The organism is Nonomuraea aridisoli (assembly GCF_003236395.1).
Lineage (GTDB): Bacteria > Actinomycetota > Actinomycetes > Streptosporangiales > Streptosporangiaceae > Nonomuraea > Nonomuraea aridisoli.
In genome coordinates, this window is the sequence record NZ_POUD01000144.1 from 1 (window position 1) to 22,237 (window position 22,237).

Annotated in this window: 18 protein-coding genes and 2 pseudogenes; 9 read left to right on the plus strand and 11 right to left on the minus strand. The window is 71.4% G+C overall.

Annotation, left to right across the window (positions count from 1 at the left end; genetic code table 11):
• On the plus strand, positions 1-1,680 hold a 1,680-nt coding region (locus C1J01_RS28765), incomplete at its 5' end, for a helix-turn-helix transcriptional regulator (RefSeq protein ID WP_220040149.1).
• Positions 1,681-1,730: 50 nt separating this feature from the next.
• Complete coding sequence (locus C1J01_RS28770) at positions 1,731-2,669, plus strand: alpha/beta hydrolase family protein (RefSeq protein WP_438943154.1); 939 nt, start codon at positions 1,731-1,733, stop codon at positions 2,667-2,669.
• Between the two features lie 50 nt (positions 2,670-2,719).
• On the opposite strand, the gene C1J01_RS28775 is transcribed toward C1J01_RS28770, so the two are convergent.
• Positions 2,720-3,433: a class I SAM-dependent methyltransferase gene (locus tag C1J01_RS28775; protein ID WP_146615761.1), complete on the minus strand. Its 714-nt coding sequence runs from the start codon at positions 3,431-3,433 to the stop codon at positions 2,720-2,722.
• A gap of 388 nt (positions 3,434-3,821) precedes the next feature.
• On the opposite strand from C1J01_RS28775, the gene C1J01_RS28780 reads away from it, so the two are divergent.
• Positions 3,822-4,970: a DUF11 domain-containing protein gene (locus tag C1J01_RS28780; protein ID WP_111182104.1), complete on the plus strand. Its 1,149-nt coding sequence runs from the start codon at positions 3,822-3,824 to the stop codon at positions 4,968-4,970.
• A gap of 4 nt (positions 4,971-4,974) precedes the next feature.
• Here the strand turns inward: C1J01_RS28780 and C1J01_RS28785 are convergent, their stop codons facing one another.
• On the minus strand, positions 4,975-5,436 hold the full coding sequence (locus tag C1J01_RS28785) for an Lrp/AsnC family transcriptional regulator (RefSeq protein ID WP_111182117.1): 462 nt from the start codon (positions 5,434-5,436) through the stop codon (positions 4,975-4,977).
• Positions 5,437-5,609: 173 nt separating this feature from the next.
• Here C1J01_RS28785 and C1J01_RS28790 point away from each other — a divergent pair, with 173 nt between their 5' ends.
• Positions 5,610-8,984, plus strand: coding sequence for an indolepyruvate ferredoxin oxidoreductase family protein (locus C1J01_RS28790; protein WP_181449016.1), 3,375 nt, complete (start codon positions 5,610-5,612; stop codon positions 8,982-8,984).
• Between the two features lie 12 nt (positions 8,985-8,996).
• Complete coding sequence (locus C1J01_RS28795) at positions 8,997-10,136, plus strand: acyl-CoA dehydrogenase family protein (protein WP_111182106.1); 1,140 nt, start codon at positions 8,997-8,999, stop codon at positions 10,134-10,136.
• Positions 10,137-10,486: 350 nt separating this feature from the next.
• Here C1J01_RS28795 and C1J01_RS28800 read toward each other — a convergent pair whose 3' ends face one another.
• The 5 genes and pseudogenes from C1J01_RS28800 to C1J01_RS28820 all read right to left on the minus strand — a co-directional run bounded on the left by C1J01_RS28800 (position 10,487) and on the right by C1J01_RS28820 (position 15,669).
• On the minus strand, positions 10,487-11,704 hold the full coding sequence (locus C1J01_RS28800) for an NAD(P)/FAD-dependent oxidoreductase (RefSeq protein ID WP_111182107.1): 1,218 nt from the start codon (positions 11,702-11,704) through the stop codon (positions 10,487-10,489).
• 112 nt (positions 11,705-11,816) lie between these two features.
• Entirely contained in the window at positions 11,817-12,812 is a 996-nt protein-coding gene (locus C1J01_RS28805) for an AraC-like ligand-binding domain-containing protein (RefSeq protein ID WP_111182108.1), read from the minus strand.
• Between the two features lie 39 nt (positions 12,813-12,851).
• Positions 12,852-13,055 carry a hypothetical protein gene (locus C1J01_RS28810; protein ID WP_111182109.1) on the minus strand — a complete coding sequence of 68 codons (204 nt, stop codon included), beginning with the start codon at positions 13,053-13,055 and terminating at the stop codon, positions 12,852-12,854.
• 207 nt (positions 13,056-13,262) lie between these two features.
• Positions 13,263-14,609 carry an FAD-binding oxidoreductase gene (locus tag C1J01_RS28815; protein ID WP_111182110.1) on the minus strand — a complete coding sequence of 449 codons (1,347 nt, stop codon included), beginning with the start codon at positions 14,607-14,609 and terminating at the stop codon, positions 13,263-13,265.
• 228 nt (positions 14,610-14,837) lie between these two features.
• Positions 14,838-15,669 (minus strand): annotated as a pseudogene (locus C1J01_RS28820) (oxidoreductase).
• A 119-nt stretch (positions 15,670-15,788) separates the two neighbouring features.
• Between C1J01_RS28820 and C1J01_RS28825 the strand changes: the two are divergent.
• Positions 15,789-16,061: a hypothetical protein gene (locus tag C1J01_RS28825; RefSeq protein WP_111182111.1), complete on the plus strand. Its 273-nt coding sequence runs from the start codon at positions 15,789-15,791 to the stop codon at positions 16,059-16,061.
• 33 nt (positions 16,062-16,094) lie between these two features.
• Here C1J01_RS28825 and C1J01_RS28830 read toward each other — a convergent pair whose 3' ends face one another.
• Together C1J01_RS28830 and C1J01_RS28835 are read right to left on the minus strand one after the other, a co-directional pair.
• Complete coding sequence (locus tag C1J01_RS28830) at positions 16,095-17,279, minus strand: cytochrome P450 (RefSeq protein WP_111182112.1); 1,185 nt, start codon at positions 17,277-17,279, stop codon at positions 16,095-16,097.
• The gene (locus C1J01_RS28835; protein ID WP_111182113.1) at positions 17,276-18,049 is read right to left on the minus strand and encodes a MerR family transcriptional regulator; all 774 of its coding nucleotides are present in this window, start codon (positions 18,047-18,049) and stop codon (positions 17,276-17,278) included. Before C1J01_RS28835 ends, C1J01_RS28830 begins: the two co-directional genes overlap by 4 nt.
• 556 nt (positions 18,050-18,605) lie before the next feature.
• Between C1J01_RS28835 and C1J01_RS28840 the strand changes: the two genes are divergently transcribed.
• Complete coding sequence (locus C1J01_RS28840) at positions 18,606-19,670, plus strand: hypothetical protein (protein ID WP_111182114.1); 1,065 nt, start codon at positions 18,606-18,608, stop codon at positions 19,668-19,670.
• Between the two features lie 175 nt (positions 19,671-19,845).
• On the opposite strand, the gene C1J01_RS53210 is transcribed toward C1J01_RS28840, so the two are convergent.
• Positions 19,846-19,968: a DUF6924 domain-containing protein gene (locus C1J01_RS53210; RefSeq protein WP_268958754.1), complete on the minus strand. Its 123-nt coding sequence runs from the start codon at positions 19,966-19,968 to the stop codon at positions 19,846-19,848.
• Here C1J01_RS53210 and C1J01_RS28845 point away from each other — a divergent pair.
• Positions 19,958-21,115 carry a glycosyltransferase gene (locus C1J01_RS28845; RefSeq protein ID WP_111182115.1) on the plus strand — a complete coding sequence of 386 codons (1,158 nt, stop codon included), beginning with the start codon at positions 19,958-19,960 and terminating at the stop codon, positions 21,113-21,115. The genes C1J01_RS53210 and C1J01_RS28845 overlap by 11 nt on opposite strands.
• Positions 21,116-21,142: 27 nt before the next feature.
• Positions 21,143-21,286, plus strand: a pseudogene (locus tag C1J01_RS52470) (IS5-like element IS4811 family transposase); the annotation flags it as partial.
• Positions 21,287-21,361: 75 nt separating this feature from the next.
• On the opposite strand, the gene C1J01_RS51435 reads toward C1J01_RS52470, so the two are convergent.
• On the minus strand, positions 21,362-22,093 hold the full coding sequence (locus tag C1J01_RS51435; RefSeq protein WP_328589685.1) for a DUF6461 domain-containing protein: 732 nt from the start codon (positions 22,091-22,093) through the stop codon (positions 21,362-21,364).
• Between the last annotated feature and the right edge of the window lie 144 nt (positions 22,094-22,237).

Genomic DNA, 22,237 nt, shown 5'->3' on the forward strand with positions numbered 1-22,237 from the left:
GCGTGGCACCGGGCGTGGGCGCTCGACGGGGACGCCGCGGAGCTGGCCGGCGAGCTGGCCGAGGCGGCGCTGGAGGCGCGGCAGGCGGGTGGGCATCCGGAGCCGTACCTGGCGTTGGAGAAGGCCGCCGAGCTGACGCCGCACGACGACCCGGCCAAGGCCGAGCGGCTGGCCGCCGCCGCGCGGCACGCGTGGGTGGCGGGCCGGCCGCAGGCGGCCCGTTCGCTGCTGGCCGGGCTGCGTTCGCTGACCGCCGCGCCCGACGGGCTGCGCGGCCGGGTCCAGCTCCTGCACGGCAGCCTCGAACTGCTCGGCGGCGAGACCCGCAGCGCCCGCGAGGAGCTGCTGTCGGCCGCCGCCTGGCTGCTGGAGAGCCACCGCATGCTGGGCGTACGCGCGCTCGTCCGGGCCGCCGACGCCAGCTACCGCGCCGGCGACAACCGGGCCTTCCTCGCCATCGCCCGGCAGGCCGCCGCGCTGCGCCGCCCCGACGAGACGGTGGCGACGCAGCTGATGTTCGAGTACCTGGCCGGGATGGCCTCCACCTTCAGCGGCTCGCACCAGGAGGCGGCCGGCCCGCTGCGCCGGGTCGTCGAGCTGGCCGGCAGCGTGCGCGACCCCGCCGTGCTGGTGTGGGCGTGCGTGGCCAGCATGCTGCTCGGCGAGGACGACACCGCCCACCGGCTGTCGGCCCGCGCCGTCGAGGCCGCCCGCCTGCGCGGCGCCGCCTCCGCCGTGCCGCAGCTGCTGGAGTACACGATCTACCCGGAGATCTGGATGGGCCGCTACCCGTCCGTGGCGGCGACCGCGGCCCAGGGCCTGAGCCTGGCCAGGGAGACCGGCCAGCTCAACACGGCGGCCCAGCACCTGGCCTGGCTGGCGATCACCGCGGCCGTCGAGGGCGACCAGGAGACGTGCCGCGTCCGCGCCGACGCCGCGATCGACCTGGCCGAGGCCCACGGCCTCGGCATCGCGGGGGCCGTCGCGACCTGGGCTCTGTCCTATCTGGACCTGGCCGCCGGGCGCCCCGCCGACGCCGCCAACCGGTTGCGCGCCGAACGGCGTACCAGCAGTCACGTGGTCATCCGGGTCATGTCGACGCCGCACTTCATCGAGGCGTGCGCGCGTACGGGCGACCGGGAGCGCGCCGCGTCGGCGTTACGCGTGCTCGAACGCTGGGTCGGCAGCACCCGCAGCCCCGGCCTGCGCGCGCTGGTGGCCCGCTGCCGGGCGCTGCTGGCCCCGCCCGGCGAGGCGGAGGAGCTCTTCCAGGAGGCGCTCGACCTGCACGGGCAGGCCGCCTACGAGTTCGAGGCGGCCCGCACCCGCCTGCTGTACGGCAGCACCCTGCGCCGCGAGCGCCGCCCCGGCGCGGCCAGGACGCACCTGCACGCCGCCCTGGAGACCTTCGAACGGTACGGCGCCCGCCTGTGGACCGAGCAGGCCAGGGCCGAGCTGCGCGCCTCCGGCGAACCGGTCCGCCCGGCGCCGGAGGCGGCCACCGGTCAGCTCACGGCGCAGCAGCTGCAGATCGCCCGCATGGTCGCCGAGGGCGCCACCAACAAGGAGGTGGCCGAGCAGCTCTTCCTGAGCCGCCGCACGGTCGAGCACCACCTCAGGAACGTCTTCAGCCGTCTCGGCATCCGCTCCCGCGTCGAACTGGTACGCCTCATGTCCTGATCGTCAGACCGGTGATTTCGCCGATGCGCGGCCCGCCGCGCCTTCCAACAATGGCGGCAGACAGCAGTCACCCCCCGACGAGCAGGGAGTATGACGACGTGCAGCTCACCCCCCGCACCGGCGCGCGAACGTTCACGAGGCTCCTTACCGGGCTCCTGACCGGGCTCGCCCTCACCACCGGCGCCCTGACCGCCCCCGCCCAGGCCGCGAGTCCGTACGAGCGCGGCCCCGACCCCACCGACGCCCTCCTGGAGGCGAGCCGCGGCCCGTTCTCGGTCGCCACGCAGAGCGTCTCCTCGCTGGTGCTCGGCTTCGGCGGCGGCGAGATCTACTACCCGACCGACACCAGCCAGGGCACGTTCGGCGCCATCGCCATCTCGCCCGGGTACACGGCCAGGTGGTCCAGCCTCGACTGGCTCGGCCCGAGGATCGCCTCGCACGGCTTCGTCGTGATCGGCATCGAGACCAACACGCTCTACGACCAGCCCGCGAGCCGCGGCCGGCAGTTGCTCGCGGCCCTCGACTACCTGGTCGAGGACAGCTCGCTCACCATCCGGGCCCGCATCGACCCGGACCGGCTCGCGGTGGCCGGTCACTCGATGGGCGGCGGGGGCTCGCTGGAGGCGGCCGACGACCGGCCGTCGCTGCAGGCGGCCGTGCCGATCGCGCCCTGGAACTCCGACAAGTCGTGGCCGGGCATCCAGGTGCCCACGATGATCATCGGTGGTGAGAGCGACAGCATCGCCCCCGTCTCCACCCACTCCCAGCTCTTCTACGAGAGCATCCCGTCATCGGCGGAGAAGGCGTACCTGGAGCTGAACGGCGCCAGCCACTTCTTCCCGCAGACCACCAACACGACCATGGCCAAGTCGATGGTGGCCTGGCTGAAGCGGTTCGTGGACGACGACACCCGCTACGAGCAGTTCCTCTGCCCGCCGCCCAGTGGTTCGGCGATCGAGGAGTACCGCCACACCTGCCCGAGCTCCTGACCGTTCGTCCGTCCGGTCCGGCCCGCACGTCGCGGGCCGGACTCGCCCTTTCAGACGTTCTTGACGCATCTCATGACGAGGAACACGGGGAAGCGGGCGGCCTCGGGGCGCCTGGCCGCCCAGTCGGGGGCCGGCTCGGGCTCGGCCAGCTCGTCCACCCACAGGCCGTGGCGGCGCAGCGTGCCGACGTACGTGGCGAGCGTGCGGTGGTTGGCGCCCACGCGGCGGCGCAGCGACGACTGCTCGCCGTCGGCCCGCCACCAGCCCTCGTCGCGGTAGTCGCCCTCGGACGGCCACGACCCCGACACCCCCGGCCCGCCGGGGAAGCACGGGTGCAGCAGCGAGCAGACGAACACGCCGCCAGGGCGCAGCGCCGCGGCGGCGTTGGACACGGCCCCGTCGAGGTCGTCGGTGTCGGACAACCCGAAGCTGCACACCACCGCGTCGAACGCCGGCAGCCCGGCCAGGGCGGCCGGGTCCGTGACGTCGGCGTGGAGGTAGCGGACGCCCAGGGGCGCGGCGTGTTCGGCGGCCTCCGCCTTGGCGATCAGGGCGGCGGCGAGGTCGGCGGCGACGACCCGGGCGCCCCGGCGGGCGAGCTCACGGCTGACGCGGCCGTGGCCGCAGGCGATCTCCAGCACGCGGCGGCCCGCCACCGGCCCGAGCAGGTCGAGCAGCCGGACGGAGGCCGGGTCGTCGATGACGTCGCCCCACCCGGCCGCGTAGAAGTCGGCGATCTCGTCGTAGCGCGCTTCCCCGGCCATGCCCACGACCCTACGGCGCACGCCGGCCGCGGACACCTCCTGTTCGTCCACCGCTGAACCCGTGAGGCCATGTCGGAAATCTCGCCATATGGGTGGCTTGATGTCGGATTCCCGCGGCCCCCACCGGCGGGCCGGTCGTGCTGGACGACGTGGACGAAGCGATGCCGGCGACGCTGCGGCATGACGGCCGCCACGTTCGCCGCCCTCGTCCTGCGCCGGGTCAAGGCCCTCACCTGCGAACGCCCGCCCCGCTGACGGCCTCCCGGGGCAAAGAGTGCGCCATGGGGGCGTCTGGTTGTGGTGGTGACGCCGTCGCGAAGGCCGGGGCGCGGAGGAGGATCTCCCCCGGGTCGAGCAGGCACGCGACGTTCATGCGGGGGTTACGAACATGGGCAGGCCCGGGATCGCGGCGGTCGTCGCGCTCACCGTACTGAGCGGGACGGGCGCGAGCGCGGCCACACCCCCGGAGCTGCGGATCACCGCCTCCGTCTCCCCTGAGCCGATGGTGGCCGGCGCGCAGGCCGTGTACGCGCTGACCGTCGCCAACGCCGGGGGCCGGGACGCCGGCGAGGTCGCCGTAACCGCGACCCTCGATCGCAACGTCGTCCCCGGCCCCCTCCCCGACGACTGCGGGCTCGCCGCCCGCACCGTCACCTGCGCGGGCCCGGCCGTCCCCGCGGGCCGCGCCGTCACGTACGCGATCCCGTTCACGACCGACCCGGGGCTGGCGGACGGGACGGTGGTCACACATCAGGCGCAGGTCGCGGGCGGGGACGTCGTCCCGCTGTCCGCCCGGGTCCGCAGCGCGGCCGACGTCGGGGTCGTCAAGACCGGCCGGCTCGCGGCGGGCGGGGACCGCGTCACGTACACGGTGACCGTGACCAATCGCGGGCCGTCACGGGCGGTGGACGTCGCCGTGCGGGACTCGGCCGGCGCCGAGCGGGCCACCGTCGTGGACCGGCCGGCCGAGTGCCCGGGCGCCGGGCCGGACCTCGACTGCCCCATCGGCGCGCTGGTGCCGGAGGAGAGCCGGACGTTCCGCTACACCGTGGCGGCGGACACCGCAGGACCGGTCGGGAGCTGCGCCACCGTGCGGGCCGGCGGCCGGGACGACAACCCCGCGAACGACCGGTCCTGCGCGGAGACGATGATCGAGCCCGCCCGGTCGCCGAGCACCTCCGCGACCCCGGCCCCCGGTCCGGTGGGCTCGCCCACGCCGGACGCCCGGACGCCCGAGCCCTCCGAGCGGCGCCGGGCCGGTGCCGGACCCGCCGGAAGGGACGAGCGGAAGGCGGAGGACGAGCAGGCCCCGCCCGTGGCGGAGGTCACCGGGCGCGACCGGGCGGAACCCGGCGCGTCCCGCCCCCGTGACGTCGCCAAGGACGACGCGGTGCGCCCCGCCGACCACGGGCAGCCGGCCCTGCCGCTGACCGGCGCGTCCCTGTGGACGCTCGGCCTCGGGATCGCGGTGCTGCTGGCGATCGGCCTGCTGGTCTCCTGCCTCTCCCGCCGCGACGAGGCCGACCGCGCACGCTGAGCCGTCAGCGCGGCAGCGGCGGGACGGGCGTGTCGCGCGTCCACGACCCGAGCACGAGGTGCGTCTTGGTGCCGGTCACGTCGCCGGCCCGGCGCAGCCGGTCGATCACCTGCTGGAGGTGGCCGAGGTCGCGCACCCGTACGTGGATGAGCGCGTCCGGGTCCCCGGCGATGGTGAACACCGCCTGCACCTCGGGCACGTCGGTGGCGGTGCGGACGATCTCGCTGACCGGCGTCGTGCCCGGGTAGCTGAGCTCGGTGAACGCCTCGATGCCCCACCCGAGCTTGGCGTAGTCGATCTGCACGCTGAACCCGGTGATCACACCGATCTCGCGCAGCCGGTCCACGCGCCGCTTGACCGCCGCCACGGACAGCCCGACCTGCTCGGCCATCTCGGAGAACGTCCTGCGCCCGTCCTCGCGCAGCAGCCTTAACACCTTGTGATCGATCTCGTCCACGTCAGGCACGGAGAACGCCCCCTTCAGACACAAAGAACACCAGTCACGAAGCCCGCGAACTCATATAGTTTGCGTCTTGCGCCTGCTTTCTCATCTAATACTTGCGCATATCGTGCCCGCGTTGCTGTGCTGGGAATCTCACGTACGAGACGAAGCACGTACGAAGCCAGGAGGTCGTGAGCGTGAGCGAGACTCCCGCACCTGTGTCGCTCGACGACAAGTACACCGCGGCCGACGGCCGGGTGCTGATCTCCGGGATCCAGGCCCTGGTGCGCCTGACCCTGGAGCAGCGCCGCCTGGACGAGGCGCGCGGCCTCGACACGCGGGCCTTCGTCACCGGCTACCAGGGCTCGCCGCTGGGCGGGCTGGACCTGGAGATGGGACGGGCCGGGCGGTTCCTCGACCAGGCGGGCGTGGTGTTCCGGCCGGGGCTGAACGAGGAGCTCGCCGCCACGGCGGTGGCCGGCACCCAGCTCCTGGAGCAGGTCCCCGGCCGACGACACGCCGGCGTGACCGGCTACTGGTACGGCAAGAACCCCGGCCTCGACCGGGCCGCCGACGCCATCCGGCACGCCAACGCCGCCGGCACCTCGGCGCTCGGCGGCGCGGTGGCCTGGATCGGCGACGATCCCGGCTGCAAGTCCTCGACCCTGCCGAGCTCGTGCGAGCCGATGTGCCAGAGCCTGTCGATGCCGCTGTTCGCGCCCAGCACGGTCGCCGAGATCATCGAGTACGGCCTGCACGCGGTGGCCATGTCGCGGGCGACCGGCCTGTGGGCGGCCATGAAGATCGTCGCTGACCTGGCCGACGCCTCGGCCACCGTGGACCTCGGCCCGCTGCGCGAGGACGTCCCCGTCCCCGATGGCGTGTCGCGCGGCCCGGCGCCCGTCCTGCTCGGCGCCGCCGCCCTGGACGCCGAGTACGACATGCTGACCAACCGGCTGGAGGCGGCCCGCGCCTACGCCCGCGCCCACGGCCTCAACCGGGTCGTCTCCGGGGCGCGCAACACCGCGCTCGGGATCATCGCCTCGGGCGTCACGTACGCGGTGGTCGAGCGGGCGCTGTCCGACCTCGGCCTGGACGAGGTGGCCAGGGACGAGCTGGGGCTGCGGCTGATCAAGATCGGCATGCCCTTCCCGCTCGCGTACGACGACCTGGCGGAGATGACCCGCGACCTGGAGCGGGTGCTGGTGGTCGAGGACAAGGTGCCGTTCCTGGAGGGGCACATCAAGCAGGCGCTCTACGGCCGTGACCGCGTGCCCGCGGTGGTGGGCCGGGAGCTGCTGACCGCCCGGGGCACGCTCGGCGCCGAGGACGTCGCCAAGGCCGTGGCCGCCTGCGTCGGCGAGGAGCGGCTGCCCCGCCCGCTCGTCCGGGCCCGGCCCGCGCGCCGCATGCTGCCGCTGGTGGCCGCGCGCACGCCGTACTTCTGCTCGGGCTGCCCGCACAACACCTCCACCCGTGCCTCCGACGGCACGCTGGTCGGCGTGGGCATCGGCTGCCACGCGATGATCGCGCTGGACGGGCACGGGCGCGGCACCCAGGTCGGCATCACCCAGATGGGCGGCGAGGGCGCCCAGTGGATCGGCCTCGCGCCGTTCACCGACGACCGGCACTTCGTGCAGAACCTCGGCGACGGCACCTTCCACCACTCCGGCTCGCTGGCGATCAGGGCGGCGATCGCGGCCGGGGTGACGATGACGTACAAGCTGCTCTACAACGACGCCGTCGCCATGACCGGCGGCCAGCGCGCGGAGGGCCGGCTCGACGTGCCGGCGATCACCCACGAGCTGGCGGTCGAGGGCGTCAGGAAGATCGTGATCACCACGCCGGAGCCCGAGCGGTACCGGGGGGTGCGCCTGGCGCCGATCGCGTCCGTCCGGCACCGCGACGACCTGCCCGAGGTCGAGCGGGAGCTGGCCGCGGTGGAGGGCGTGACCGTGCTGGTGCACGACGACCGGTGCGCCGCTGAGGAGCGGCGGCTGCGCAAGCGCGGCAAGCTGCCCGCGGCGGAGAAGAAGGTCATGATCAACGAGCGGGTCTGCGAGGGCTGCGGCGACTGCGGCGAGGCCTCGACGTGCCTGTCCGTGCAGCCGGTCGAGACCGAGTACGGCCGCAAGACCCGCATCCACCAGGCCTCCTGCAACACCGACCTGAGCTGCCTGAAGGGCGACTGCCCGTCGTTCCTGCTGGTCGAGCCGGGCACCCGCGAGCCCAGGAAGGCCCCGCCCCCGCCCGTGGCCCCGCATCCGGACACCAAGGTCGGCGACGAGGTGCTGATCAGGATGCCCGGCATCGGCGGCACCGGCGTGGTCACCGTCTCGCAGATCCTGCAGATGGCCGCCCACCTCGACGGCCTGCACGCCGCCGGGCTGGAGCAGACCGGGCTCGCGCAGAAGGGCGGCCCCGTGGTGAGCGACGTGCGGATCTCCAAGCGGCCGCCCACGGGTTCGGTGCGCGCCTCGAACGGCGGCGCCGACGTGATCGTCGGGTTCGACGTGCTGGGCGCGGCGGCGGACCCCACGCTGGCCGTGGCCTCGCCGGAGCGCACGGTGGCGGTGCTGAACACGTCCGTGGTGCCGACGGCCGCCATGGTGACGGGCCGCGCGCCGGTGCCGGGGCACGCGGACGCGGTCGCCAGGGTCGAGTCCGTCACCCGCGAGCGGTTCTGCCTCGACGCGCACGCGCTGTCGGAGGCGCTGTTCGACGACCACATGCCGGCCAACCTGCTGCTGCTCGGGGCCGCGTACCAGTACGGCTGCCTGCCCGTCGGCGCCGAGGCGATCGAGCAGGCCATCCGGCTCAACCGGGCCGCCGTCGAGCAGAACCTGGCCGCCTTCCGCTGGGGCCGCGCCGCCGTGGCCGACCCCGAGGCGGTGCGCAGGGCCGTGCTGCCCGCCGAGGCGCCCGAGCCGTCCGGGCTGGAGGAGGTCGTGGCCGCCCGGGTCGCCGACCTGACCGAATACCAGAACGCCGCCTACGCCCGTACGTACGCCGAGGACGTGCGGCGCGTGGCCGCCCGCGCGGCCGAGCGGGCGGGCGCGGCGGCCGGCACGGCGATCGCCCTGGCCTACGCCCGCGGCCTGCACAAGCTCATGGCCTACAAGGACGAGTACGAGGTCGCCCGCCTGCACCTCGACCCCGTCGAGCGGGAGCGCCGGGAGCGCGAGTTCGGCCGCGACGCGCGGGTGTCGGTGCTGCTGCACCCGCCGGTGCTGCGCGCGATGGGCATGAAGCGCAAGATAGAGGTACGCCGTTCGGCCGGGGTGTTGTTCCGCGGCCTGCGTGCCGCGCGGGTGCTGCGCGGCACGACGTTCGACGTGTTCGGCCGGGCCGAGGTGCGCCGCGTCGAGCGCGCGCTCGTCGGCGAGTACCGCGCTCTCGTGCGCGCCGCGCTCGACCGGCTCACCCCGGACACCGCGGCGACCGTCGAGGAGATCGCCGGCCTGCCCGACGTGATCCGCGGGTACGAGGACATCAAGCTCGCCCGGGTCGCCGAGTTCCGCGACCGCGCCAAGGCCGCCCTCGGCCGCCTCACCGAGTCCACCCCCCGCTAGGAGTTCGAAACCGTGACCGTCGACCGTCTGCTGCCCGATCAGGACGCCGGGGATCTCATCGACCTGACCAGAGAGATCGCCGACAAGGAGTTGGCGCGCCGGGTGGACGAGCACGAGCGCGCCGAGACGTACCCGGAGGGGCTGTTCGCCACGCTGGGCGCCGCCGGGCTGCTCGGCCTGCCCTACCCCGAGGAGTACGGCGGGGGCGGGCAGCCGTACGAGGTGTACCTGCAGGTGATCGAGGAGCTGGCGATGCGCTGGGCGGCCGTGGCGGTGGCCACCAGCGTGCACACGCTCTCCTGCTTCCCCGTGTTCGCCTACGGCACGCCGGAGCAGCGGGAGCGGTGGCTGCCCGACATGCTGGCCGGTCACCTGATCGGCGGCTACAGCCTGTCCGAGCCGCAGGCCGGCTCCGACGCCGGGGCCCTCGCCTGCAAGGCGGAACGCGTCGAGACCGGCTACCGGATCACCGGCACGAAGGCGTGGATCACCCACGGCGGCATCGCCGACTTCTACGCCCTGTTCGCCCGCACGGGCTCGGGCCCGCGGGGCGTGTCGTGCTTCCTCGCGCCCGGCTCGGCCGAGGGGCTGACGTTCGGCCGGCCCGAGGAGAAGATGGGCCTGCACGCGGTGCCCACCACCACCGCCCACTGGGACGGCGCCGTCCTGGAGGCCGACCGGCTGATCGGCGAGGAGGGTCAGGGGCTGCAGATCGCCTTCAGCGCCCTCGACTCCGGCCGCCTCGGCATCGCCGCCTGCGCCACCGGCCTGGCCCAGGCCGCGCTCGACGAGGCCGTGGCGTACGCGCGGCAGCGGGAGACGTTCGGCAAGAAGATCATCGACCACCAGGGGCTCGCGTTCCTGCTGGCCGACATGGCGGCCGGGGTGGACACCGCGCGGGCGACGTACCTGGACGCGGCGCGGCGCAGGGACGCGGGCCTCGACTACAGCCGCCAGGCCAGCGTCGCCAAACTCGTCGCCACCGACACGGCGATGAAGGTGACCACGGACGCGGTCCAGGTGTTCGGCGGCTACGGCTACACCCGCGAGTTCCGCGTCGAACGCTTCATGCGCGAAGCCAAGATCATGCAGATCTTCGAGGGCACCAACCAGATCCAGCGCCTCGTCATCAGCCGCCACCTCGCTCGGTGACATGCGAGAATCCCGCCTCCCCGTACTGGGAGGCGGGGTTCGCCGTCTTCGAGTCGGACCGGTGTGGTTCGCCCAGGCCGTCGAGTGGGAGTCAGCGCCGGAGGTCGTGGCCTCGCGCCCGCATCAGACGATCATCACTGCCGGCAGTGCCATTCAGGAAGCGCACTGGGCGATGGTGGGGTGCGGCTGCTGCCGCCGGGACGAGCCCGAGCGTGCGGGCGCGCGGTTGTTCGAACTGCTGCGGGAATTGGTCCGCCAAGATCCGCTGGCGCGTCGAGCACGACTACCGCGAGCTCAAGACCGGTTCAGTCACATGAACAGGCCGATGCCCGTCCTGCCATCAACGACTGCTACTGGGCGACTTCGGCCATGATCCGTGAGGTGTTCTCCACGGAGAAGAAATCGTTCACCGGCATGGTTCCTGCGATGGCGCTGAGGAACTCGCGTGAGGCCTGCGGGCTTTTGGCGGTTTTCTCCAGCAGCGTGGCCATCCCCGGAGGTGGCGGCGCGAGCGTGGCCAGGTCGCAGGCCAAATCGAAGGCCGGGAGCGTCTGCTCGTCCCGGGTGGACTGGTAGCCGCCCATGGCCTCGTCGAACGACTGCTCCCCGGATTGCACGCTCAGCCACGCCTCGGCCAGCAGTTCGGCGTGCTGGAAGGCGTTCGTGATGCCCTGGGCCGTGCACGCGTCCCGCTCGTAACCCGCGTCGCCGACCAGCGCCCATCCGGGGCCGTACGGCTTGCGGTAGAAGCCGGGGAGGGCCGTCCCGGAGAACCGGGACACACGGGTGGCCTTGCTGCCCCAGTCGTCGAACCCAGGGAGCTTGCGCATCTCGGCGAGGTAGTTGCCCTCGATGTCGTCACGGAAGTCGCGCATGTCCGCGATCTGGGCCGCCACCAGCACCGTGGTCAACCCGTCGTGGGTGGGCATCATGCCGACAGCCCGCCCCGGGGCCATGTAGACGTTCCACTCGCTGGTCGGCAGGTCGCTCCAGTACGCGTAGTAGGAGACATTGCCGGCCGGCTGTTCCCGGTAGCGGTCACTGCCCACCGCTTCGGCCACCATGGAATGCCTGCCGTCCGCGCCGATGACGAGGCCGGCACGTTCGGCGATGAGCGCGCCGCCGTTCCCGGTCTCCCTGCCGCGCACCCCGGTGACCCGCCCGTTCTCGACGATCAGCTCCTGCACCGAGACTTTCTCCCGCACCTCGGCCCCCGCTTTGGCGGCGGCGTCCAGGAGCATCTTGTCCAGTACCGTCCGGCGGGGCGAATAGGCGACGGCAACGCCGGACGGGTCCGGCAGTGGAGCTCCCGCGATAGTGAACGGCCCGAAATTCAACCGGTACTGGTGGATCGGCGGGCACCCGCTCGCCGCGAGCTGCTCCGCGAGACCCCATCGTGTCAAGGCGGCAACCCCGGGCGCGTGTATCAGGTGCGTAGAAATCGTGTCGCTCGGAAAACCGGCCCTGTCGACCAGCAGCACCCGCTGTCCGGCTCGCGCCAGCAACATCGCGACCGATGCTCCGGCGCATCGGGCTCCTACCACTATGACATCGTAATTCCCTGCCATCGTGATGAAAGCCTCCTCGGCAAATGCGGAATTGTCCTGACAGCCGGAAATACTGCTGTGACGACACGATACGAATTCCGCGGGCCGATGAACTGACTTGCTACGCCAGGTGCTATGACGCTTCGTGCCGGCCGCTGCGGTAGGTCGCCGGCGTGGTCCCGGTGACCGCACGGAATGCGCGGTACATCTGGGCCTCGCCGGCGAAACCGCACTGCAGGGCGACGACCGCGAGCGAACGGTCCGGATACGCACGCAGCATCCGCTGCACGAGCGTCACGCGCGCCCGGCGAAGCAACGACGTGAACGATTCCCCCTCAGCGGCGAGCGCCCGGAACAAGGTGCGACGCGACAGACCACAGCCGGCCGCGACCATGTCGATGTCGAGCTCTGGCGTGCCTGCATGCTGCTGAATGAACTGCCGGACACGCTCACGGGTCAGCGCGGCATTGGACGGCTTGGGTATGCGCGCCCTGACCGCCAGGCTCAGCGCGCTGTCCAGAAGGCCGATCGCATGTGGCACCAAGGACGCCACCGACAGTGGATCGATCCGGTGCTGGTATTCGATTCCGGTCAGGAAATCGGTGATGATGCGGCCGGGTCCGGCCGGGCCGATTTCCACGGCCGTCGCGTCAGCCAGCGCGCGCCTCGGCAGAAGCGCTTTGGGAACCTGCACGATCAGCTGGGAGAAAGCCCCTTTGAATGACAGTGAGTACGGCCGGGTGCTGTCGATGAAAATCATGCCGCCTTTGGACAGGATGGTGACGCGGTCGTCCTGCGCCGCCCAACTCTGGCCGTCGAGCTGGATGTTGACCAGTGCGTAGTCTTCCTGCCCTCCGGCGATCAGGCTAGGAGTGCGCTGCACGTCTTGCGCGCTCGCCGAGATCAGAGAGAATCCGACATGGTCGACGGCGAAGTGCTCGATGCGGCCGCTGAAGTCGTCGGACATCGGGCGCGCGGCCACCTGCACGAGAGTACGGCAGACCATCTCGGACCAGTAGCACGAGGCATCCCCCGCCTCGACATCGGCCGTGGACCGGATCCGGCGCCGGCCTCCGACCGACGCGGCGGCACCATCTGCCCTGCCGCCCTGCTCATGTTCCCCTGGCATCCCCGCTTCTCTCCCCCGAGTTTCATCGTCGCCGCCGCATCAGGCCAGGTTGCCGGCTGGGATCCGGGTAGGAGCGAACCACTCCCGGATCCAGATCGGGTGGCCCATCGGCGACCGGCCGGCCTCGTCGAGTCCGGCACGATCCTGCTCGGTGAGGGCCAGGTCGCCGGCGGCGATGTTGTCCGTGAACTGTTCAAGCTCCCAAAGGCCGACGATAACACCGCATGACAGAGCCACCGGCACCGCCGGTCGCGCTCATCCGAGGACGGACGTCAGCGCCGCCGCGAGCAGTCGGCGGGCCTGTTCGTCATTCTCAACCGCATGCATCTCGGAACGGCCGTGCCTCCAGGGCGGACACACTGATCAACCGCACGGGCCGTCACATGAAGTACGCCTGCGGATGGTTCGGCGGCCGACTGCCGTCACCGGCATCGGCGGGTCCGGCCGGTGCTAGTCCGGCAGCGGGATCGCGGTGAACACTCCGTCCGGGTCGTAGTGCGATTTGACCGCCAGCAGCCGGCTGGTGTTGATCCCGTAGGCGTTTCTGGCACGCTGGTCACCGCGCGCCAGCAAGTTCGCCCAGCCGCCGGGCAGGGCGTGCCGGCCCAGACGGCGCTCGGCGTCCTGGACCCACGCCGACTCGGCGGCGCCGTCGCCATCGAACCAGGCTCCGATGATCTCCACCACGAGGTGCTCGTCGCGGTAGGCGTAGGCCGTCTCGGTGACGGGCACGCGGGTCGCCGCACCGTGGGAATGGTGCACGTTCAGCACGCAGGTGGCAGGCATGGCCTCCGCCGACCGCACGAAGGCGTCGATGACGTCGTCGGTCAGGGGCGGCACGATCTGGGAGCCGAGGTGGTAGTTGCCTCCGTGTGGGAACATGTCGTCCAGAGCATGGACGGTGTCGGCCAACGCCCGCCGGTCCACGTCATCCAGCACCGGGGCGCCGAGCGCCCGGATCTGGGCAATCTGCCTGGCCGCGTCGCCGGGGTCCCCGGCCCAGGCAGGGGTGGTGTACAGGACCAGACCGGCAGGGGTGTGCATGGCGCCGAACATCACGTCCAGCGCGTCGTCCGCCGACGCCATCACCTTCCGCCAGCCCAGAAGCACCGAACGCGCCTGATCCCACCCGAAGGCGATGGTGCCCGAGGTGACGGTGGCGAACGGATGCAGGCGCGTCCGGAGTTCGGTGACGACGCCGAAGTTCCCGCCCCCGCCACGCAGCGCCCAGAACAGGTCGGGCTCGTGCTGAGGATCGGCCGTCACGACACGGCCGTCGGCGAGAACGACCTCGGCCGACAGCAGGTTGTCGACGCCGAGCCCGGCCACGCCGATCAAGGTTCCGTAGCCGCCGCCGAGCGTCAGCCCGGCGAACCCGACCGAGCTCACGGTGCCCACCGCGGCCGCATGCCCATGTGGCCGTGCCGCGTCCAAGACGTCGCTCACAGTGGCGCCTCCGGCCACACGAGCCTCGGCGCCCTCGACGGTGACCTGCCGCATGGTGCTGATGTCCACCAGCAGGCCCCCGTCCCGGACGGCGCTGCCGGACCAATCATGGCCTCCACCCAGCACGGACAACGGCATGCCCGCTGATCGGGCCGCGCGTACCGCAGCCTGGACATCGGCCGTCGTGCGGCATCGGGCCACCACAGAAGGACGCGCCATCACCTGCGCGTTCCACAGCCGGATCAGCGCGGCGATCGCCGACGGCTCGGTCACCACCATCTCGGGCGGCAACTGGACTCGCAGCAGCCCGGCGACGGTGATCAGGCGTTCCCCGAAATCCCCCGATTGCATGTTCCTCATGACGAGACTGGTTACTCCGATCCCATGAAGGTTGCGATGTCCCCCAACATCGGCAGGTCGCAAATCTAAAGCGCTTGCGCGCGCACGATATGAGCGATTGCGCCAGACATTGCGACAATCTGTGCCAGATTATGTGGACATCGCAGTTCATCAACATGATCGAGCCGTTTTGGCGGGTGACCGGATCGCGGGTCCGAGAGGTGATCGAGTGGGAGGCGATCAGACCACCGCCGGATCGCGCTCTTCCGCGGCTGCCAGCACCGGGTAGTCGGTGTATCCGAGCTCGCCGCCCCCGTACCAGTGCTCCGGGCGCACCGGGTTGAGCGGCGCGCCGCGACGGAACCGTTCGATCAGGTCGGGGTTGGCCAGGAACGCCCGGCCCAGCGAGATCAGATCGGCGCCCGCCGCGGGCAGGCCGTGGCACCGGGTGCGAATGCGCAGGCCCACCCGCGCGGGACCGATCGCGTCGGCGACGGCCTCGACCACCTCGACCGCGAAGCGGCTGCGACCGGCCGCCGAGCCGCCATAGGCGTCGGCACGGTGGTCGGTGGCCTCCGACAGGAACTGGTGGATGAGGTAGCCGTTGCCGCCGTGCACCTCCACGCCCTCGAACCCGGCGTCGACGGCACGCCGGACGGCGGCGGCGAAGTCGGCCACGGTGGATCGGATCTCCGCGACGGTCATCTCGCGGGCCACGACCCCCGGCCTGGACCCGCCGGGGGTGAAGATCGAGTCGGGGAACGCCACCGGCGAGGGCGCGATCTGCCAGGAACATCGTGCCGCCCGCGCCACGCACCGCCCCGGTGACGCGGCGCCAGCCGGCCACGTGGGCGTCGTTATAGATGGCGGGAATGTCGGGATAGGTCTGCCCGACCGCGTTCGGCGTGCTGGCCTCGGCGATGATCAGCCCGGCGGACGCGCGCTGGGCGTAGTACGTCGCCATGATCGGCTCAGGGACGCCGTCGGCCGACGCGCGGTCGCGCGTCAGCGGCGCCATCACCAGCCGGTTGGGCAGGTACAAGGCGCCGGTCGGCTGGCGCTGCTCTCCCATGACTGGGATCGCGCCCATGAGCTGGCTTCACCGCCGAGCTGCGCGGGGACGCGGCGCGCGCCGCGGACTGCCAGCTGCGCGGCCTGGAGGTCGCCCGTTCGATCGGGGAGCCGCGGGCTGTGGCCCCGTCCTTCGAAGGACTGGCGGGCGCGGCGGCGCTGTCCGGGGGCGCGGGCCGGGCCGAGAGCACGACGCTGTTGCTCGGCGCGGCGGACGCGGCGCGGCGAAGCGTGGGCGCGCCGCTGCCGCCGGCCGAACGTGGTGACGTGGATCGGATCATGGCGGTGACGAGAGCCGTCCTGGGTGAGGCCGCGCACGCCGAGGCGTTCCTGCGCGGCACGAGACTGACCCCGCAGGAGGCCGCGCACCTCGCCCGGACTTCGCTGTCCTGACCGTCCCGCACGTCCTTCTCAGCCGAGTTCCGTTCACCAGGTGACGTGGAGCGCCACAGGTCCGATGTCGACCGCGTTCCAGGTCCATTCGATGAGGTCGATCGGATGCTGAAGCCGAAGGTCGGGCAGTTGGCGGGCGAGCGCGCCGAGGGCGGCGCCGACCTCCAGGCGGGCCAGCGGTGCGCCCAGGCAGTAGTGCGGCCCGTGGCCGAACACCAAGGGCGGGCTGGACCTCCGTCCGGGTAGGAACCGATCGGGTTCGGGGAAGTGCCCCGGGTCTCGGTTGGCGGCTTCGAGCCGGACGAGGACCAGGTCGCCGGCGCTGATCGGGACGCCGGCCAGCTCGAGATCTTCGTGGGCATAGCGGGGAAACGGTTCGCCGGTCAGTCCGGCCTGCATGCGCAGGACCTCCGCCACGGTCGCGTCGGCCTGGTCAGGGTCGGCGGTGGCCAGCGTGGGGAGTCGCCCTTCGGCGAGGAGCCGGATCGTGCCGACGGAGATGGCGTTCCTGGCCGAGAGGTAGCCTGCGGAGACGATCGTCGTCGTCATGGCGATGAGCTCGGTGTCGCTGAGCCGGCCGTCGTCGGTGTCGCGTACCGCGATCAGGCTGCTGAGCAGGTCGTCGCCGGGTTCCTTTCGTTTGGCCGCGACCAGTCCGGCGGCGTAACCGCCGAGCGCCTCCCACGCCTGTGCGGCCGCGGCCATGTCCTCTTCCGCGCCGAAGACGAAATCCGCGGCGCTCGCGGCGTCGGCCAGGGCGCGGAAGTGCTCGCGCTCGTCGATCCCCACGCCGAGCAGCTCGCTGATCACCGTGATCGACAACGGGGCGGCGAGTTCCGCGACAAGGTCGGCGGGTGGGCCGCCACCGGCGACCGCCGACACATGGCCGGCGGCCAGCTCCTCGACGCGCGAGCGCAGTGCGGCGAGACTCCGGGGGCTGAAGGCCTTCGACACCAGGCGACGGAGCCGGGCGTGGGCCTCACCGTCCTGGAACAACGTGTCGTTACCGGGGAACTCGGCGCCGGGTGGCGCCAGCCCGAACCGGCGGTCGGACAGGACCGCTGCGACGGCGTCGTAGGAGGTGACCAGCCAGGCCAGTCGCCCGTCCGGGGCGAGCACCCGGGCGACCGGCGCCCTGTCACGCAGCCGCGCGTAGGCCGGCGGCGGCTCCAGGGGGTCGGGCCGGTCGAACGGCAGGGTCGGCGTCGTGGTCGTCATGGCGTGGGCATCCTTCGGTCGGTGATGAGCCGGATCGCCTGGCGCACGACCTCGGCTTGAGCGGGTGCGAGCCCGTCAAGGAAGGGCTCGACCGCGTCCACGCTCCACTCCTCCGGACCCGGTGCGGGAGCGGTCAACATGTGTTCAGCGGTGTACTCGGCGAGGGCTGTGGCCAGGGGCGTGATCCGGGAGTCGTCCGGCTCTGCCTCGGCCAGTTCGTCGAGTCGGCGATAGAAGTCCTGCCCGCGGGCCGCCAGCTCGGGATCGGCGGTCAGCATCGCGAACATCGCGGAGGAGCGTTCCCGGTCGGCCGGCGGCGCCATACTGTCCATCAGCACCAACAGGTCACGATCCCACGCCGCCGACTTCGACGACGGGACATCGACCTCTCGAAGGAAGGCCACCAGTTCGGGCGAAGCAGTGTCGTCCGAATGCAACGCCCCGGCCTCGGCCTGCCTGAGCAGCTCGGCGAGGCGAGATCGTCTGACCCTGATCTCCTGCTCCTGCCGGGCCAGGTCCGCATCGATCTCCAGCAGGATCTCGGGCAGATCCCTGGCCCGGTCGTCCCTGATGATGTCGCGCACCTCATCCAGGCTGAGCCCTAGCTCGACGAGACGGCGGACACGCGCCAAGGCGATGGCGTCGCGCATGCCGTACTCGCGGTAGCCGTTGGCACGGCGGGACGGCTCAGGCAGAACGCCCTGATGGTGGTAGTAACGCACCGTCCGGGTCGACACCCCCAGCAGCGCGGCCAGCTCTCCGATTCGCATGCCCCCAGTTAAGACCTTGACGCCACGTCAAGGTCAAACCCGGGTTCACGCGCCCATAGGAGCTAGACACAGCGGAAAGGCAGTAGAAACGGGGCTGCACCGCCCTGACCGGAGCCAGCCAGGCTCTGAACGCCATCCCGCTGTTGGTTGAATCAAGCCGGACAAGAGTCGCCGTGCCACCGGTGTAGCCGCACACGGCCGCCAAGCCAGTCGACGCCGATCTCGCAGCGATGATCTCTGGTGGGGCGGGGGTCGAGTACCCCCGCCATCCGTAGAGGCCGGACTCGGCGCCAGGCCGAAGCCGGTCTCGGTCCGGCATGCAGCGCGGTCATCGTGACGGGTGCCCCGCCCGTCAGCGGTCATCAACACATAATGACGCCAGGCTGTCCGAAGAAGTGAACATTTACCTGTTCCAGTCGCCGCCTTCATGGGCGGCGATATATGTCTATTTGTTCCCTTAACGGTCGCTTCGATGCAATCTCCAAAGGAGGAGCCGTCCAGTCGCGCCCCGATACGCTCCGGCCGATCCTTCCCCCGTATGACGGAGCTTCGGAAAATGCACAACATCTGGCGAGGCGCCGCGGCGCTGGCCGCGACCGCGGCGATCGCAACGCTGACCATGGGCGTGAGCAGCGCGAGTGCCGTCGCCGACAAGCACGATGACGGCCACGCCAACGGCCGCCCGTACACGATCGGGCTCTTCGGCGACATGCCCTACGGCGCCGCCGGACGGGTGGAGTACCCCCGTCTGATCGACGACATGAACAAGTCCGACATCACGTTCTCGATCTTCGACGGCGACCTCAAGGCCGGAGGCGACGGCACCTGCGCCGATTCGCTGTACACCACGTCGCTCGCCTCGTTCAACAGCCAGAAGCGCCCTGTCGTCGTGATCCCCGGCGACAACGACTGGACGGACTGCTGGGGACGGTACGGCGCGGGCACCGGCGGCTTCGACCCGCTCGAGCGGCTCGACCACGAGCGGCAGGTCTTCTACCCGACCGACCAGAGCCTCGGGGCCCACACGATGACCCTGCAACGGCAGAGCTCCGAGCCCGGCTACAAGAAGTACCGGGAGAACGTTCGCTGGGTGTACGGCCCGGTGATGTACGTCACCCTCAACGTCCAGGGCTCCAACGACAACCTGCCGCACGCGGGCGTCGACGGTGAGACCCGGCCGGACAGCGAGATTGCGCGGATGACGGCCGAGCACCAGGAGCGCGAGGCGGCCAACATCCACTGGCTGTCGGAGTCCTATGCCGAGGCCCAGCGCCTCGGGGTCAAGGGCGTCCTCGTGGCCTGGCAGGCCGACCCGAACTTCGGCAACGAGCAGAAGCTGCAGCCCGCTCAGTACGACGGTTTCAACGAGATCGTCCCCGAGCTGCGCAAGCAGGTCCTCGCGTTCCCGGGCCAGTCGGCGCTCGTCCACGGTGACAGCCACTACTTCAAGCTGGACAAGCCACTGAAGTACGACAACGGCCAGGTGGTGGAGAAGTTCACCCGGGTTGAGACGTTCGGTGACGGCAACACCCACTGGGTGGAGGCCACCATCGACCCGCGCGACCCCAACCTGTTCGAGTTCAGCCCCAGGATCGTCACGGCCAACGTCAACGACCGGTAAGCCGGGCCGGACGCCGGAGCGCCGCTCCGACCACGGACCCACGTCCATGTGACGCGGGTCCGTTCCCGTCTTCGAAGAGCTTCACGCCCGCGGATACCTGCGACAGTTGATACGCGATTCCACCAGTATCCCCTTCGGCTCCGTGACGTTCTGTGTTCCTCGGCGGCGGACCGGTTCAGCCGCGGAACCCGCGGAAGACGCCGTCCGCATCGGCGCTCTCGGCGAACTCGCCGAAGTCCATGTTGCCGATACAGAGGTTGGCGTGAATCGCGGGGAGCTCGGCGGAGATGACGCGCATCTCCCATGCGAATTCCAACTCGATGCGGCCGTACGCGGAGCTGGTGACCGATGCGGGCCTGGAGCACCTCTCGCTTCCCGGAGACCCGCTCCCCGCGCTGACCGGGCGTTTCTCCCCCAGCGCGTTCAAGGAATACAACGAGCAGCTCACGAACGGCCTGGTCGAGCTCGCCGGGCAGGAGGCCGACCTGCTCCTGCTCGGCATGGCGGGCGCGCCGGGTCAGCACGTCGCCGAGGCGATGGGCGTGCCGAGCATGGGGGTGCACCTGCAGCCGGTCGACCCTACGGGGGACTTTCCGCCGGTCATGAGCCTGTTCCAGTGGTCGCTCGGGCGGTGGGGGAACCGCAGGGCGGCCCGGCTGGCGTTCGAGTTGCCCGCCGCCGGCCCGCTGCTCGCCGGGTTGAGCACGAAGATGCGGGCCCGGCTGGGGCTGCCTCCGATGACCCTGCGCGCCCTCTACCGGCTGCGGGAGAGCACGCGCTGGCCGGTCTTCCACGGATTCAGCCCGCTGGTGGTGCCGCGCCCGGCCGACTGGCGGCCAGGGCTGGAGATCACCGGTTACTGGTGGCCGCCCCGGCCGCGAGGCTGGCAGCCGGATCCGGTGCTTGGCGACTTCCTGGTGTCAGGGCCCGCACCGGTCTTCGTCGGCTTCGGCAGCCTGGCCGGCACGCGGGCCGAGCAGTACACGGAGCTGGCCGTGCACGCGCTGCGGCTGGCCGGGTTGCGCGGCGTGTTCCAGACCGGCCTGCGGGGACACATCTCCGACGATGTGCTGGGGATCGGCGACGTGCCGCACGACTGGCTGTTCCCCCAACTGGCCGCCGTCGCCCACCACTGCGGCAGCGGCACTACCGGGAGCGGGGTGCGGGCGGGGGTGCCCGCCGTGGCCGTGCCGGTCATGAACGACCAGCCGTTCTGGGCGTCCAGGCTGACGGCACTCGGCGTGGCCCCGGCCGCGATCCCGTTTCGCCGCCTGACGCCCGCACGGCTGGCCGCCGCGCTCACCACAGCGGTCAGCGATCCGGCCCACCGGCAGCGGGCCCGGGCTCTCTCGGTCCTGGTCTCGGCAGAGGACGGCGCGGCGCCCGTGGTCGAGGCGGTGAACCGACTCCAGGCCACCCACAGGCCCGGCCGCCGACCAGGATGACAAGGCGGACCGAAGGCGCACCCTGGGCCTCGCTGCTGGGTGGTGGAAAGGACGCTGGCCTGGCTGACCGCCCGCCGACGATTGGCCCGCGACTACGAACGCGACCCCGCCGCCTCGGAGGCGATCATCCGCTGGGCTGCCGTCGCCGGCATGGCCCGCCGCCTCACTCGCAGGAGGGCCCGCCCGACGACAACCGCGCTTCATCTGCGATTGACATCCTGCGCAAATGGGCCCTTCGAGCGCATGTTAAGGCCGCAGCTCGGCATCAACAGGCGGCACATCACGTGCGTGAGGCCCCTGGACGAATCGCGTGTGCTCACGGCACAGCCTCTGCCTGGTCAGGCGCACTCCCCTGATCCGCTCCACCAGAACGAAGGCGTGCACCTTCCACTCCTCGAACGAAGGCAGCCCCGATTCCGGTGCCTCTAGCGAAGGCAGCCCCGATGTCAGTGACAGCCCTGAGAGAAGGCCGACGAGCGAGGACATGTCGCCGTCGGGCTCGGCACCCCATCGGAAGCGGCACAGCTCTTGTCCGTCCCGGGCGTAGTGCAGGTCATAGTGCCGCATCGTGTCCCCGAGCCACAAGGACACCGCCTCACCACCGGCCGAGAGCCGGGGCAAGGCTTCAGCGCCATTCCAGTCGTCGGGCTGCACGATGACGAACCACGAGCCCAACTCGCCGATGACCAGCGTCTTTCCATGGCCAGACCGTTGAACGTGTTGCCCCGCTTCCCCACTGGCCTCCGAAAGAGAGCCCGGCGCAGTACTGGAGAGATCTCCTCCGAGCGCAACGGCCACATCATCGGCGCTTGCGGCGTGACACCAGGTGATGCTTTTGGTCCGGAAGGGACTCGGCAAGGTCGTCGGCGACGCTGCGATAGTGGGATTAGAAATCCGTCGAAGAGTGGCGATGAGGGGGCATCCGGCCACCCTGACGGCCCCAGCACCCGCGATCACGCCACGCCGAACATGAACCACTTCTCAAACACGCACTCAGCTTGTTCTTTATCCTCCGGATTGTTGTAGTACTGCGAGGGTGCGGCCCCGTCTGACGGTTTTGCCCACGTCGTAGCGGGGGGCGGGTCGGCGGTTGGGGATGCCAGGTGGGCGCCCGGGCCCGGG